Source organism: Novosphingobium sp. DS6-6 (genome assembly GCF_057784975.1).
Genome location: NZ_JBYNTS010000001.1, coordinates 355,150 through 370,271, shown reverse-complemented (window position 1 = coordinate 370,271; position 15,122 = coordinate 355,150). Strand labels below are relative to the sequence as shown.

The window sequence follows — 15,122 nt, the reverse complement described above, 5'->3', positions numbered from 1 at the left end:
TCGGGAGACTCGCTTGCCCAAACATCGCATAATTTCTTGATGGCCTTATAGCTGGTTTGGCAAAGGCTTGCAGGACGGCACCTGCCACAACGAATTCCCAATCCCCCCGTTCAAAGTCGGTGCGAAAGGCCCAGGCCAACTGCAACATCGGGCGAAGTGGCGTTGAGGCCAAGGCTCGCACCCACATCGATCTGCCATTCGGGCGTCACCTCATACCCGATACTGGCACTCACGATTGCGAGGTGGTTTTGCACGCCCGCATGCGAGTCCCTGATAAACTGCGCTTCCAGCGCAAGTCCTACGGTGTCTCCCAATGCGATGCCCAGACCGCCAGCAGCGCCATACGCGATGTGGTGGCTTGAACCGGCATCGTCGGTAACGAGGTCGACCTGGGGGGTCGCTTGCAAGGTCAGTCCTTGACCGATGTCATAGGATACCGCCAGAAGCGCGCCACCGCTCCACCCGCGGCTGCCGATATTGCCCCCGATACCCAAGGTGGCGTAAGGCATCACCGCTATCGAAAGTCCGCTCCCATCGGGGTTGAGCAGGTTATGACGCACACTGAACTGCACATCGCCTGTTCCCGTACCGCCGTCGATGTCGGGAGTATCGTGCTGGCGAGTCACTGCGCGGCCAAACGTCGTCCAATTCACGCGCACTTCCGTGGTGTGGGTCAGGCCATAGCGTAACATGACGTCGGCGACCGTCCACGAGGTCGCGCGGGCGACATCGTCCTGTTGGAATGCCCAGTCACCGACTCCCAGTTCAAGTTGCACCCGGCCTTTGTCGAGAACGCAGGGTGGCGTATCGAGGCCCGGCCGCTCCGCACAGAACTCCCGCTCGCTCGGCTCTGCCCTTACGGGGTGCTGCATGCAGATGCCCGCCGCTATAATGGCGCCTGTTGCGAGTCTGTTCATTGGCCTTCCTGCATAGGGCTGGATCGAGCCGATCCGTGATGCAGGACTGCCGTTAAAGGTCATGCCAAGCGTCGGTCCGTAGCTCTGCGGTCCGTAGAGATACGCCTGCTCGTTGAAGATCTGCGATGGACCCGCCTGGAGGAAACAGTCGGCAGATGGCGCGCTTCAACGATCGGCTTCGGCCAAACCCTCCCGCTCCCGGATAACCCCTTTCAGGCCCAGATGCGCCGCCAGGGCTTTCAAATCCCGTCCCACACTGTCGTTGATCAGCACAGTGTGGCGGTCTTCCACTTCCATTGCCAGCGCATCGGCTTCGCGGCGCAGGGCGCTGCCGTTGAGGGCGGCGGGGGCGGCGACGGTCAGGCGGCGACACAGGCGCGTGGCAAGGCCCCAGGTCTGCGCCTCGCGCAGGGCGGCGGGGGTGGCGAGCTGGGAAAGGTCGGCCGGCAGAGTGAGCTTGCCGGTATTGGCGATCATCGCGGCGGCAAGCATCGCGCGGTCGCGCGCGGTGGCGCCGATCCAGCGCTTGCGCAGCGCCCATTCGTGCGCCAGGTCACCGCGCAGGTTGGGCTCCACGGTGGCCGAGGCGAGGCATAGCAGCGTTGCGGCCAGGCGCAGGCGCTCGCGCCGGTCCGGCCCGTCGGTCGGGGCGATGCCGGCGGTCCAGCCGGCCACCATGCTGGCGGTGTTGGCGGCGATGCCATGATCCTGCGCAAAGGCAGAGGCGCCGGCCACCAGCGGGTCCTGTCCGCGCACGGCGGCCGGCATCGCTTCCCACAGCACCCCCTCGCGCAGGCCCCAGGCGGAAAAGACCAGCCGCGCCGGGCTGAGCCGCGCGATCAGAACCGCGAGCAATGCCGCCGTATCGGGCAGGCTGGCCAGGCGCCCGCCGGATACCCCGTCGATCGGCAAGATCGCTTCGCCCTTGCGCCGCGCCATGGCCTTGGCCAGTTTCAGCGCCACGGCCGGATCGGCCTCGTATCCATGCGGATCGTCGATCGGAAAGTGCGTTTCCACCATCACGTGGCGGGCAAAGGCGCGCAGCGATCCGCCCACCAGATAGAGCGTCTGCCCCGGCGTCGCTTTCCATTCCGCCTTGGCCAGCGCCTTGGCGATCTTCTGCCCGAACGCGCGCTGCCCCTGCGCGCGCAGGGCCGGCAGGCGCAGCGTGCCCAGCGGCAGGCTCACCCCATGGGTGCAGCGCTCGCCGTCCACGTCCACCAGTTCCAGGCTGCCGCCGCCCAGGTCTCCCACCACGCCCCGTGCACCCGGAAAGGCGCCCAGTACGCCATGCGCGCTGGTGACCGCTTCTTCCTCGCCGCTCAACAGGCGCGGGGTCAGCCCCAGGGCGGCGATCGCTTCCAGAAACGCCGGGCCGTTGCGCGCGTCGCGGCTGGCGGCAGTGGCCACCACGTCCACCTCGCTCACCCCCTGCAGCGCCAGGATCGCTTTGAACCGAGCGAGCGAGGCCAGCGCCAGGGCCATGGCCTTGGGCGAAAGGTCGCCGGTTTCGGCCACGCCTTTGCCCAGGCGGGCCGTCACTTTCTCGTTATGCAGCACTCTGGGCGCGCGCAGCGGCTGGCCATAGATGACCAGGCGCACGGTGTTGGAACCGATGTCGATGATCGCGCGGTTGCGCGTTTCCCTGCCGCGCGGCACTGCCCGATCAGCCCGCGGCCACGCCGCCGCGCCGCAGCGCCAGTTTGGGCACCTTGCGTCCCTTGGTAAGGGCCGCGCCCCGGCCCGACAGCGAAGGGTTGGTCATGAAATAGCGGTGCACGTTGAAAGGTTTCTCGCCGGCTTCGGATTGACAGGACACGCGCTGATAGGCGCCATCGGCGTTCAGTGTCCAGCTTTGCTCGGTATCGATCAGGTTGGCCAGCATCACCTGGGTCAGGATCTGGTCGTGCACCGTCCGGTTGCGGATCGGCACCAGCACTTCCACCCGCCGGTCAAGGTTGCGGCTCATCCCGTCGGCCGACGAGATGAAAACACGGGCACGGCGATTGGGCAGGGCGGCGCCGTTGCCAAAGGCCCAGATGCGGCTGTGTTCCAGGAAGCGGCCGATGATCGATTTGACCGTGATCCGTTCCGAAAGCTCCGGGACACCGGGCCGCAGGCAGCACACGCCGCGCACCACCAGGTTGATGATCACCCCTTCCTGCGCGGCGGCATAGAGCCGTTCGATCAGCCGGCTGTCGGTCAGCGAATTGAGCTTGGCCCAGATCATCCCCGGCCGGCCGGCGCGAGCCACGGCGATTTCCCGCTCGATGCAATCGTACAGCTTGCGGCGCAGCCCGTTGGGCGAGATCGAAAGGAACTCGGTGTTGCGTGGCTCGACATAGCCGGTGATGAAATTGAACAGCTGCCCCGCATCGCGCCCCGCCTTGGGATCGGCGGTGAAGAACGACAGATCGGTATAGATGCGCGCGGTGACCGGATGGTAGTTGCCCGTGCCGAAGTGGCAATAGGTGCGATAGCCGCCGCCTTCGCGGCGCACCACCATCGAAACCTTGGCGTGGGTTTTCCATTCCACGAAGCCATAGATTACCTGCACCCCGGCGCGTTCCAGCTGGTTGGCCCAGTGCAGGTTCTGCTCTTCGTCGAACCGGGCTTTCAGTTCGACCACCGCCGTCACCGATTTGCCCGCCTCGGCCGCGGCGATCAGCGCGGCGATCACCGCCGATTGCTTGCCCGCGCGATAGAGCGTCTGCTTGATCGCCACCACGTCGGGGTCTGCGGCCGCCTGTCGCAGAAAATCGACGACCACGTCGAAACTTTCGAACGGGTGGTGGATCACCAGGTCCTTTTCCCGGATCGCGGCGAAGCAATCGCCGTCGTGCTCGAGAACGCGTTCGGGATAACGGGGGTTGTAGGGTTCGAATTTCAGCTCGGGACGTGGCATGTCCACGATCTGGGAAAGGCCGTTCATGGCCAGAAGACCCGGCGATTTAACCACCAGCGCATAGTCCATGCGCAGCTTTTCGCGCAGCAGTTGTTCCGCCGCGGGATCGAAATCGTCCTGCAGTTGCAGCATGATGACTTTGCCGCGCCGCCGCCGCTGAATGGCCGTGCGAAAATAGCGTACCAGGTCCTCGGCGTCTTCCTCGATTTCCATGTCGCTGTCGCGCAGCACGCGGAACGTGCCCGAGCCCTGGATGCGGAATCCGGGAAAGACGCTGGCGGCGTTGCGGCGCACCAGTTCCTCGATCGCGATCCAGCCGCCATCGTCGGGCAGGGGCACGAACCGCGGCAGGGCCGGCGGGATCAGGATCATCGCGGTGACCGGGGCATTGTCGGCCACGCGCAGCATCGAAAACAGGATGCCGGTGCCCTGGTTGGCGATGAAGGGAAACGGATGCGCCGGATCGATCGCCTGTGGCGTCAATATCGGGATCACGTGTTCGCTGAAGTAACGCGCCAGCCAGTCGGTCTGCGCGCGGGGCAGCGGCCTGTCGCCCACCAGATGAATGCCCGCTTCAGCCAGCAAGCCCGAAAGCTCGCCCAGCACCGCATGCTGCGCTTTCACCAGGTCTTCCACCGGCCGGCGGATCTGCGCCAGTTGCTGGGCCGCGCTGAAACCGTCGATCGAAACCTCGTCGATCCCGCGCCGCACCTGGGCGGCGAGGCCGGCCACGCGCACCATCATGAACTCGTCGAGATTGGTGCCCGAGATCGAAAGGAAGCGTAGCCGCTCGAGCAGGGGATAATTGGCGTTCTGCGCTTCGGCCAGAACCCGGCGGTTGAACGTCAGCCAGCTCAATTCCCGGTTGAAATAGCGCTTTTCCGGTGCCCCGTCGGCCGCAGGGGTCTGGTTGTTTACCGTCAGCCGGTCGATCGGGGCTGCGCCTTGTTCCGCCGCTTTAACTGTCCTGCCTGCTGGTTTTGCTGTCCCGTGCGCCATTATTCCGCTTTGCTGCTGCTATGATGGCCCGTACCCTAGCACCCGGCGGGGGCGGCCTGGCAAGCGCAAAGCGGCGCAGTCAGGAAATGTTACGGATCAGCCAAAATACCGGCCAGCCGAAAATCTCTACTCGTTTTGTCGAGAATCGGATGCGTTCTGCCGCCCCCGGCTCGCCAGATCATGCCGCCACGTTATTTTCGGTGGCGGCCGACGTGACTCGCAATCCCCGCCTCACGCCTCCCCCCTCGGCCGATCCGCAGCGGGCTGGACGCGCATGCCCACGCCCGCTGCGGACTTCATTAACCAAGGTATATCATACGCTTGCGAGCGATATCGCCGGGTTTGCACGCGCTCGCGCGCCGATCTTTGCCACGAAAGTTTCACTTTGTGCCAGGCAACAAGTCGTTTAATGTCTATCGCATGAGTTGAGTATAAGACGGTCATCACCGGAAACGGACCGGGTGCCCTGGCGCCCGGCTGCGCTGCCCGGTTCGAAGTTCACGCGTTTGCAAGAGAAAGCCGATGCCCACCCCGCCTGTCACGCCCGATCCGGAAAGCGCGCGCCTGATCGAGCAATCGCTCGAAAGCGTGCGCGAGGCGCTGGGCAGCCTGCGTTACGGCCATATCGGCCTTACCGTGCACGAAGGGCGCGTGGTGCAGATCGACGTAACGGAAAAGCGCCGCTTCAAGAACGACTGACCGACCATCGAGCATTCCACATCGGCATCCGGCCCAAGGGGAGAGCCGCCGCATGTGGCAAGATCACAAGAAAAACCATGATCGCCGCCGCCACGGAACCCCTCCGCGCGCGCAGGCAGCATGGCGAAAAGGGGACAATACCATGCCTATTCGCGCCAACCTTTCTGCCTCCGCGGCTTTTGTCGGCCTTGCCGTTGCGTTTGCCGTGCCCGCCCGCGCTGCCGATGCCGCGCCGGCAGAACCGGCCGCTGCCGATGCCGCTGCCGCTGCCGATGCCGGTGCGGCGGTGCCCGACGACAGCATCGTCGTCACCGCCCGTCGCCGCGCGGAAACGGTGCAGACAGTGCCGCTCGCGGTCACCGTGGTGGGTGGCGCGCATATCGACAATACCGGCGCATTCAACGTCGGCCGCCTGACCCAGCTTACCCCCACGCTGCAGTTCTATTCCTCCAACCCGCGCAACACCTCGGTCAACATCCGCGGCCTGGGCGCGCCGCTCGGTCTCACCAACGACGGCATCGAACAGGGTGTGGGCATCTATATCGACGACGTGTTCTATGCCCGCGCGGCATCGTCCACGTTCGATTTCCTCGACGTCAGCCGCATCGAAGTGCTGCGCGGCCCGCAGGGTACGCTGTTCGGCAAGAACACCACGGCCGGCGCGCTCAACATCACCACCCGCGCGCCCACTTTCGATCCCGAGGCCCGGCTCGAGGCGAGCGCCGGCAATCTCGGTTTCGTGCAGGTGAAAGGCGCGGTGTCCGGCCCGCTGAGCGAAACGCTGGCCCTGCGACTTGCCGGCTCGTTCACGCACCGCGACGGCACGATCTACAACGTCAGGCAGCGCCTGTGGGTCAACTCGCAAGACAACACAGGCCTGCGCGGGCAACTGCTGTGGCGGCCATCGGCGGGGGTCGAAATCACGCTGGCCGGGGATTACAACCGGCAGAACCCCCAATGCTGCGCGCTGATCTACGTGCGCACCGGCGCCACCCAGCGCCCGTCCAACCGCCAGTATGCCGAGCTTGCCGCGGCGCAGAACTATGCCGTGCCCAGCACCAACCCGTTCGATCGGCTGACCGATCAGGACGTGGTCGCCCGCGCCAAGAACGAAACCGGCGGCATCTCGCTACGTGCCAAGGTCGAAACCGGGATCGGCACCGTCACCTCGATCACGGCATGGCGCTATTGGGATTGGGACCCGTCGAACGACCGCGATTTCCTGGGCCTGCCGATCACGGTCAAGTCCAACAACCCCTCGACCCAGAACCAGTATACCCAGGAACTGCGCCTGACCGGCCAGACCGGCCGCTTCGATTACACCGTGGGCGTTTTCGGCTTCTATCAGAAGATCCGCACCAGCGGCGTGCAGCAGCAGGGTTCGGCCGCCAGCAGGTTCCTGATCGCGCCAAGCAACGCGTTCTCCAACGATCCTTCGGTTCTGGACGGCCTGACCGCCAACAACGACATCTCGCTCAAGAACACCAGTGCCGCGATCTTCGGCAAGTTCGGCTATAAGTTCAGCGACACGCTCTCGCTACAGCCCGGCGTGCGCCTGAACTATGACAAGAAGGATGGCGTCTACAACTCGGTGGTCACCGACGGCAGCGGCAATCTCGTGACGTTCGCGGCCAATAACAGTGCGCGGCAACGGGCGCAGCTCGCCGTCCTCGCGCCGCAGTATTTCGTCGCCAATTTCAGCGACTGGAACCTGTCGGGCGACGTGACGCTGGCCTGGGACCCCACCAGCGACATCCATCTCTACGGCACTTATGCACGCAGTTTCAAATCGGGGGGCATCAACCTCAACGGCGTGCCGGCCAACACCGACGGCACCCCGCTGACGCAGTTCGCCACGGTCAAGCCCGAGCGCGTCAACCATTTTGAACTGGGCATCAAGACCCAGTTCTGGGGCCGCAAGGGCACGTTCAATGTCGCGGCCTTCCGCACCGACATCAACGATTATCAGGCCCAGGTCTCGAACTACACGGTCGGCGCGCTGCGCGGCTATCTCGCCAATGCCGAGAAAGTGCGCACCCAAGGCGTGGAAATCGATTTCGCCCTGCGCCCCAGCGAACGGTTCAGCGTCTATTCCAACGCCGCCTATACCGATGCCAAATACGTGCGCTTCAAGAACGCGCCATGCCCGCCCGAGCTTTCTGGCGGCACGACGCAATCGGTCGATGCCAACGGCAATCCGGTCGGAACGACGGCCGCCCCCGGAACCTCGGGCACCAGCCCGCTTTCGTGCGACATTTCGGGCCAGGTCCTGCCCGGCGTCTCGAAGTGGTCGTTCTCCTACGGCGGGGAAGTCAACCTGCCGATCCAGGCTTTCGGCGGGGAAGGGCAGGTCTATCTCGGCATAGACGGCAATTATCGCTCGCGTTTCTCGTCCAACCCCACGCCCTCGGCCTATACCTGGGTCGAAGGCTATGCGCTCACGAACCTGCGCTTCGGCCTGCGGCGCGACAGCAGTTTCGACATCTACGGCTGGGTGCGCAACGCTTTCGACGTCAAGTTCTTCGAACAGCTCTCGGTCGCTTCGGGCAACACCGGGCTGATCGTCGGCCAGGTGGGCGATCCGCGCACTTATGGCCTGACAGTGCGCACCCAGTTCTGATGCACCCGGTTCCGATGCGCCCCGTTCCGGGCGCATCAGACCGGGGCGGACGGAATGCCTCTCCCCCGTTTCGCCCCGGACCCGCCGTGCATGCGGGCCTGCGCACCGTTCCTTCGTTTGTCTGCCCCTGATCGAAAACATCGGTATAATCGGCGTTCTGGCAGTACCAAATCGTGACCCCGGCTGATACAGACAGCCCGGGATGTCGATAAGGACGCAGGAGCACGCGGGGATGAAGAACAGGTTGTCGCAGGGGCTTTCGCCGCGGCGCTATGCACTTGGCGCGATCGTGCTGCACTGGGCCATCGCCGCGTTGCTGCTGTTTCAGGTCTCGCTGGGTGTCGGTCTGGAAAGCCTGCCGCAAGGCACGCCCCGGTTTGCCGGATACCAGTTCCACAAGTCGGTCGGCTTCCTGATCCTTGCACTCAGCCTCGCCCGCCTGGGCGTGCGCCTGATCGCGCGGCGGCCCGCGCCGGCGGAAGGCCATCCGGCGGTAAAGCTGCTCGCCAAGGCCGTTCATGTCCTGCTTTACGTGATCATGATCGGCGGCCCCCTGTCGGGCTGGATCATGATATCGACATCGAAGATCCGCCTGCAGACGATGTGGTTCGGGCTGTTTCCGGTGCCCAACCTGCCGCTGGGCCAGGCCTGGCACATGCCCGCCGATGCCGTCCACAGCCTCCTGGCGCCGATCACCATGACTCTGTTCGCGCTGCATGTCGCGGGCGCGCTGCGGCATCATTTCCTGGGCGACGATCTGATGGCGCGCATGATTCCGGTCCGCTCGCGCCGGGCGCTGACGGTGGCAATGCTGGGCGCACTCGTGCTGGTGGTGGCCATGATACCCCTGGCGCGCAGCCTCCGCTTCGACGGCAGCACCGCTTCCGCTGTCGCACCCACCGCAACGGACAGCGGCGCGGCCAGCGCGGCGGCATTGCCCGGCAATGATGTGTCCGCTGCGGCCGCGCCGGATGACGGCGCCAGCGCTGCGCCTGCCGCCGATGCTTCGGCCGCGGCCACGCCGCAGGGCGCGGTGGCATGGCAGTTGATGCCGGGCGGCAAGCTGGGTTTCCATGCCACCTATTCCGGCGAAGCCGTCAACGGCAGCTTTGCCCGCTGGGACGCGCGCATTCGCTTTTCGCTCGATGATCTCGCCGGGTCCAGCCTGCGCGCCACGATCGATCTTTCGTCGGTGGCAACCGGCGATGCCCAGCGGGACGACATGCTGAAGGGCGACAGTTTCTTCGCCACGGCCGCGCATCCCCAGGCGGTCTATACGGCGTCACGCTTTCGCGCCCAGTCGCCGGGCCGTTACGTGGCCGAAGGCACGCTGTCGCTGGGCGGACGGATACGCCCAGTGCCCCTGGCGTTCGTTCTCACGATCGATGGCGATCGTGCCAGCGCACGCGGCACCGCCACGCTGTCACGCACCGCGTTCGGGGTGGGGACGGGGGAATGGGGCAGCACCGATACCCTGCTCGATGGCGTGACGGTGGATTTCGCGCTCAAGGCCAGACGCCAGCCCTGAAAGGTGCGGAGCGAACGGCGCGGGCTGCCGGGCATCAGCCGATCGGCGCGCCCGGCGATCCCTGCAGGCGCACGCCGGCCAGGAAGAACCCGACATAGCGATCGGCCCAGCGCAGGTGCTGGGCGCGGTCTTGCTGGCTTTCCGAACTGGCCATCTTGGCATGTCCGATGATGCCTTCCAGCCAGAACCGCGCGGCGCTTTCGCAATCGCCGATCACGATGTCGCCGCGCTGCTGGGCCTGCTCGAACGCCTGGCGGATCGAATCGACGGCCGTGCGATAGACCGTTGCGCGATAGCCGCCCCTAGGGCTGCCAGCCTCGGTATCGAGCCAGTCGATCAGCCGCTCCATCAGCTTGCCATCCGGCGACAGCAGCAGTTCCAGCGTCTCGACGGCGCGGATACGAAAATTTTCGACCGGAGAGGCCGCATTGCTCATCGCCGCGATGGTCTGCGTGCGGTTGGTCACGCAGTGATGGATCAAGGCCGCCAGCAGTTCGCGCTTGCCGGCAAACCGCGCATAGATCGTCGCCTTGCCGATGCGCGCATGGCGGGCCACCCGGTCGAACGTGAAGGCGTCCAGCCCGCTTTCCAGCAGAACATTCCAGCTGGCGTCCAGTATCCGGTTGTAAAGCTGTTCCGCGTCGGCCGTCGAAGGGCGGCCGCGTTTCACGGCCCCAGGCGCAGACGTATCTTCGGCAGAAAAATCCTGTGGCGCAGACGCGAAAGGGCCGTTGTCGTCGATCAGAGGATCAGTGCCGTCCGGCTGGCCCCGGCCCGGGGAAACAGGCGCCGTCATGGTTCGCGTCTCCGCCATGCCGCAATTCGGCGGCGCTTTGCGGCATGGCCGATGCGCTGTCGCGCGCCGCGATCTGCGTCGGGAATTTCACGCAATCGCGGTGCGCCGGGCAGGCGAGCACCAGCCCTTCCTGATACGCAAGCCACACGCGGCGGCCTATGCCCGAAAGCCAATCCATCCTTCCCGGCCCTCTTCAAGAGCGGATGGCGCTTTTGCAGCGCCTTGCCGAAACAAGGTGACATAAAGAGAGCCTGTCGCAAAGCCCCATAAACAGAACGCGAACGGTTCATTTTCAGCTGCCCTGTTGCGGGGCTTGCCAGCCCAGGCCAAGCGCCTTTTCCACGGCGATGAAATTGGTGGTCAGTTCTGCCGCCGCCGTGGCCGTTGCCTGCGCCGCCAGGATCTGCTGGCGCTGCGCCGTCAGCGCATCGGCCCGGCCCACGGTGCCCGCATCGGCGCGCTGCTGCTGCAGCGCCTGCGCGCGCGCCGCCTGCGCCTGGCTGTCCAGGGCGCGGCCATAGACCTGGCGCTGGCTGCCGAAACGGGCCAGCGCCCCTTCCGCATCCTGCAGCGCGTTAAGCACGGTATTGCGATAACCGGCCTCAGCCTCGGCATAGGCCTGGCGCCGGCTTTGCACCTGGGCGCGGTTGCGCCCGCCGTCGAACAGGTTCCAGCGGATCTGGGGCAGACCCAGTCCGATCAGCTTTTCCGGATCGATCACGTCGCCCACCTCCGTTCCGCCCAGGCCCAGCAGGCCGATGAAGCTGATCCTGGGCAGCCCCGCGGCAATCTGGGCACCGATGTCGGCATTGGCGGCGGCAAGCTGGCGTTCGGCCATGCGAATGTCGGGGCGGTTGCGGAGCAGCGTGGCCGGATCGCCCACGGCCACGCTGGCAGGGGGCAGGGGCAAGGGTGCGGGCGCGCCCAGCATGGCATCGAGCGCGCCCGGTTCCTGGCCGGTCAACACCGCAAGCTGGTCGGTCAGCACGACGATCTCGGCTCGGGTCCGCGCGCGGTCGCCCTCGGTCTGGGCCGCTTGGCCGCGCGCCTGGGCCAGCGGCTGTTCGGGCGCGGTGCCCCGGTCCAGGCGTTGCTGCGCCAGGCTTACCAGTTGCGCATCGACCGCCGCCTGTTGATCCAGCAGTGCCAGCACGGCCTGGCGCGCGCGGAGGGAGACATAGGCACGGGCGATTTCCGCCGAAAGCGTCACGCGCGCATCATCGGCGCTGGCCTGTTGCGCTTCGGCCCGGGCGCCGGCCGCGGCGATCTTGCTGCGCGTGCCGCCGAACAGGTCGAGCTCCCAGCTGGAATCGAACGCCGCGTTATAGATCGTAAGATCGGTGCGGCCCGGCGCGTCGCCGCCCAGAATGTCGGCCGGCACATTGACGTGCGGCACCGCGCCCGACACGTTGAGCGTGGGGGTCAGCGCCGTCCGGTTGGCGGCCAGTCCGGCGCGGGCCTGCGCGATGCGCGCGTTGGCAGCGGCGATGCCGGGCGAACCGGCCAGCCCCTTGTCGATCAGGGCGCTCAGCACGGGATCGTCGAGCGCATCCCACCAGCGCGCGGCCGGGGCGGCCGGGGTGGCGCTGCCATTGCCGCGCAGGAACGCGGATCGGGCGGCCGCAACCGGGGCGGCATCGGGCGCGCCCGTGTACTTCGGGCCGACGGTGGTGCAGCCGGCCAGCACGGCAGAAGCCAGCAGCGCCGTGGCAAGGGGGTGGAGGGATCGTTGCATCAATGCGTCGCCATGTTCTGATGCCCCTTGGGCAGGGGGCGGAGAAGAAAGATCAGCGGCAGAACCACGCTGATGCCAACCATCAGCGCGATGAATTCATCGGTATAGGCCATGACCATGGCCTGCCTGGTCACCGCGCCGTCGATCGCGTGCAGCGCCGCACCCAGGCCTTCGGGTCCGCCGCCGAACGAGGCCGCCTGGCTCGAAACCCAATCCTGCACCGCGGCGCTGTTGGCGGGCAAGGCCTCGTGAATGGTCCAGCGGTGATATTCCTCGCGCCGTTCCTGCAAGGTGGCGAGCAGCGCCAGGGCGATGGAGCCGCCCAGGTTGCGCGCGGCGTTGAACAGGCCCGAAGCATCGCTTGCCTCGTCGGGCCTGACGCTGGCGATCGCCGCCTGGTTAAGGAACAGCAGCGACAGCGCCTGGCCCACGCCGCGCAGCAGTTGCGAAATCACGAAATCCGACCCATCGGAATTGACGGTCAGTGTCGTATCCAGCCAGCAGGAGGTGGCCATGATCATCATGCCGGCCAGAACCACGTAGCGCACGTCGAACCGTTTCACCAGAATGGGGAAAAACGGCATGATCATGGCCGCGGGAATGCCCGAAAGGAACACGATCTGGCCCGATTGCAAGGCGTTGTAGCCGGCGATCGCGGCCAGGAACTGCGGAATGACATAGGCCGTGCCATAAAGCACCGCGCCGATCAGCAGCCCCAGCACGAAAACGGCCGCGAATGCGCGGTTGCGCAGCAGGGCCAGCTTGATAACCGGGCGCCGGGCAAACATCTGCCCCAATCCGATAAGCACGAAGCCCACGACGGTCATTGCCGAAAGCTGCCAGATCAGGGTGGACTCGAACCACTGCTCGCGGTTGCCTTCCTCCAGCACCACGGTCAGCCCGCCCAGGCCCAGCGCCATCCCGGCAATCCCCAGCCAGTCCGCACCGAACAGCTCTTCCGGGCGCATCCTGCTGTTGGGCAGGCCCACCAGCAGGAACACGATGAGGACGATGCAGATCGGAACATTGACGAAGAAGGCATAGTGCCAGGACAGGTTCTCGGTCAGCCAGCCGCCGGTCAACGGCCCCAGCACCGGGCCCATGATCAGAGTCGATCCGAACAGCGCCGTGCCCATCGGCTGCTGGTGCGGCGGCAGGCGCGTGGCAATGATGGTCATGGCGGTGGGGATCATCGCTCCCCCGGTAAAGCCCTGGCCGACGCGGCCCACGATCATCATCGTCAGCGTGGTGGAAAGCCCGCAGACGATCGAGAATGCCGTGAACAGGACCGCCGCGATCAGCAGAAAGCGCTTGAGCCCGAATACGCGCTCGAACCACCCGGTCAGCGGAATAATGACGATTTCGGCAACCAGATAGCTGGTGGCGATCCACGTGCCCTCGGTCGAAGACGCGCCGATTTCACCCTGGATCGTGGGCAGGGCCGAATTGACGATCGAGATATCGAGCGTGGCCATCAAGGCGCCAATGGCCCCTGCCACCACCGCGAGCCAGGCCGTGAGATCGGCTTTGGCGGGCGCCGCCGCGCTCTGGCCGTCCGCCAGGTCTGCGGAGAGGGTTGCGGCCGCCATTATCTGGCTCCCTGGTCCTGCTCGGCGCGGATCTGCCTGATGGCGCCCTTGGCCCCCCGGGTATCGACATCGACTGTCAGCGAAAGGCCCGGCACCAGAACCTTGCGCGATTCCTCGCCGGCGTTGATGCGGATGCGCACGGGCACGCGCTGCACGATCTTGGTAAAGTTGCCCGTGGCGTTCTGCGGCGGGATCAACGAAAAATTGGCGCCCGTGCCCGGCGTGATCGATTCCACCACGCCGTGGAAATCCACGCCCGGCAGTGCGTCGACATGCATGGTCACTGGCTGGCCGGGGCGCATCAGGCCGATCTGGGTTTCCTTGAAATTGGCTTCGACATAAAGCGCCTGGGTCGGAACGATCGTCAGCAGACGCTGGCCGGGCTGCACGAACTGCCCCAGCCGCACCGCCGAAGACCCGACCTTGCCGGCGATCGGTGCAACGATGCGCGTCGTGTTGACGTCGTTGCGCGCCGCCTGCCGCGCCGCTTGCGCCGAAGCGATCTGCGCGCCAGCCTGATTTACCTGCGCCTTGATCGTGGCGATGCGGGAACGCGCGGCTGCCACCATGGCCTGTTTTGCCCGCACATCGGCGGCGGCCTTGTCGCGCGCGCTGGCCAGCTGGTCCAGCTGGGTCCGCGGCTCGGCGCCGCTGGCCGCGAGCGGCGCATAGCGTGCCGCTTCGGCGCCGTAATAGGCCAGATCGCGCTGTGCCGCCGCCAGGGCCGCGCGCGCCTGGTCGAGGCTGGCCTGCGCTTCGGCAATCCCGGCCGCGGTGGCTTCCCGGGTGGCCTGCGCGACATCGACCTGCGCTTCGGCCTGGCTCAGCCTGGTGCTGTAATCGGTAGGATCGACCTGGACGAGGAACGCGCCCGCGCGCACGTCCTGGTTGTCGACAACCCCGATCTGCCGGACATAGCCAGCCAGCTTGGAACTGACGGTCACGCCGTCGGCGCGCACGTAGGCGTCTTCCGTCGATTGGAAATACTGGCCGTTGTTGCGGTAATCGACAAAGGCATAGATGCCGTAAAGCAGGCCCACCAAGGCAACGCCGATCGCAATGCGGCCGATCGTCTTCCGGCGGCTGCTCCCGCCCGCCGTGCCATGCTCGGCCAGGGTACCGGAAGCGGACTGATCGGGGTTTTCGACGGACGTGTCGGGGGCGGGCATCGCAATATCCTGTCTGACCAAAAAATGAAACGAAACGGTTCAGTTCTATAATTGCACATGGTTTGACGACATTGCCCGCGCAAGTGCAAGTTTCCCAAATGGAAGTGCGGAAATTGCAAGCCAGGGGCGCGCGTCGCATCGAAACCCGCGCCGGCGTGACGGGCC

11 protein-coding genes are annotated in these 15,122 nt (G+C 65.9%); 3 read left to right on the top strand and 8 right to left on the bottom strand.

Annotated features, from left to right (window positions below; translation table 11 throughout):
• Positions 1-110: 110 nt before the first annotated feature.
• The 3 genes from AC3EDY_RS01690 to AC3EDY_RS01680 all read right to left on the bottom strand — a co-directional run bounded on the left by AC3EDY_RS01690 (position 111) and on the right by AC3EDY_RS01680 (position 4,821).
• A complete protein-coding gene (locus AC3EDY_RS01690; RefSeq protein ID WP_488570708.1) occupies positions 111-917 on the bottom strand; it encodes a transporter in 807 nt (268 codons plus the stop codon).
• Between the two features lie 165 nt (positions 918-1,082).
• Positions 1,083-2,576, bottom strand: a complete 1,494-nt coding sequence (locus AC3EDY_RS01685; RefSeq protein WP_488570707.1) for a Ppx/GppA phosphatase family protein — start codon at positions 2,574-2,576, stop codon at positions 1,083-1,085.
• A gap of 7 nt (positions 2,577-2,583) precedes the next feature.
• Positions 2,584-4,821, bottom strand: coding sequence for an RNA degradosome polyphosphate kinase (locus AC3EDY_RS01680; RefSeq protein ID WP_488570706.1), 2,238 nt, complete (start codon positions 4,819-4,821; stop codon positions 2,584-2,586).
• A 522-nt stretch (positions 4,822-5,343) separates the two neighbouring features.
• On the opposite strand from AC3EDY_RS01680, the gene AC3EDY_RS01675 reads away from it, so the two are divergent.
• The 3 genes from AC3EDY_RS01675 to AC3EDY_RS01665 all read left to right on the top strand — a co-directional run bounded on the left by AC3EDY_RS01675 (position 5,344) and on the right by AC3EDY_RS01665 (position 9,668).
• Entirely contained in the window at positions 5,344-5,520 is a 177-nt protein-coding gene (locus tag AC3EDY_RS01675) for a YezD family protein (RefSeq protein ID WP_488570705.1), read from the top strand.
• 142 nt (positions 5,521-5,662) lie between these two features.
• Positions 5,663-8,140 carry a TonB-dependent receptor gene (locus AC3EDY_RS01670; RefSeq protein ID WP_488570704.1) on the top strand — a complete coding sequence of 826 codons (2,478 nt, stop codon included), beginning with the start codon at positions 5,663-5,665 and terminating at the stop codon, positions 8,138-8,140.
• Positions 8,141-8,372: 232 nt separating this feature from the next.
• On the top strand, positions 8,373-9,668 hold the full coding sequence (locus AC3EDY_RS01665) for a cytochrome b/b6 domain-containing protein (RefSeq protein WP_488570703.1): 1,296 nt from the start codon (positions 8,373-8,375) through the stop codon (positions 9,666-9,668).
• Positions 9,669-9,702: 34 nt separating this feature from the next.
• Here the strand turns inward: AC3EDY_RS01665 and AC3EDY_RS01660 are convergent, their stop codons facing one another.
• The 5 genes from AC3EDY_RS01660 to AC3EDY_RS01640 all read right to left on the bottom strand — a co-directional run bounded on the left by AC3EDY_RS01660 (position 9,703) and on the right by AC3EDY_RS01640 (position 14,957).
• Positions 9,703-10,338, bottom strand: coding sequence for a TetR/AcrR family transcriptional regulator (locus AC3EDY_RS01660; protein WP_488570702.1), 636 nt, complete (start codon positions 10,336-10,338; stop codon positions 9,703-9,705).
• 79 nt (positions 10,339-10,417) lie between these two features.
• Positions 10,418-10,642, bottom strand: a complete 225-nt coding sequence (locus AC3EDY_RS01655) for a hypothetical protein (RefSeq protein ID WP_488570701.1) — start codon at positions 10,640-10,642, stop codon at positions 10,418-10,420.
• A gap of 114 nt (positions 10,643-10,756) precedes the next feature.
• Positions 10,757-12,199 carry an efflux transporter outer membrane subunit gene (locus AC3EDY_RS01650; RefSeq protein WP_488570700.1) on the bottom strand — a complete coding sequence of 481 codons (1,443 nt, stop codon included), beginning with the start codon at positions 12,197-12,199 and terminating at the stop codon, positions 10,757-10,759.
• A complete protein-coding gene (locus AC3EDY_RS01645) occupies positions 12,199-13,788 on the bottom strand; it encodes an MDR family MFS transporter (protein WP_488570699.1) in 1,590 nt (529 codons plus the stop codon). Before AC3EDY_RS01645 ends, AC3EDY_RS01650 begins: the two co-directional genes overlap by 1 nt.
• Complete coding sequence (locus AC3EDY_RS01640) at positions 13,788-14,957, bottom strand: HlyD family secretion protein (protein ID WP_488570698.1); 1,170 nt, start codon at positions 14,955-14,957, stop codon at positions 13,788-13,790. Before AC3EDY_RS01640 ends, AC3EDY_RS01645 begins: the two co-directional genes overlap by 1 nt.
• Between the last annotated feature and the right edge of the window lie 165 nt (positions 14,958-15,122).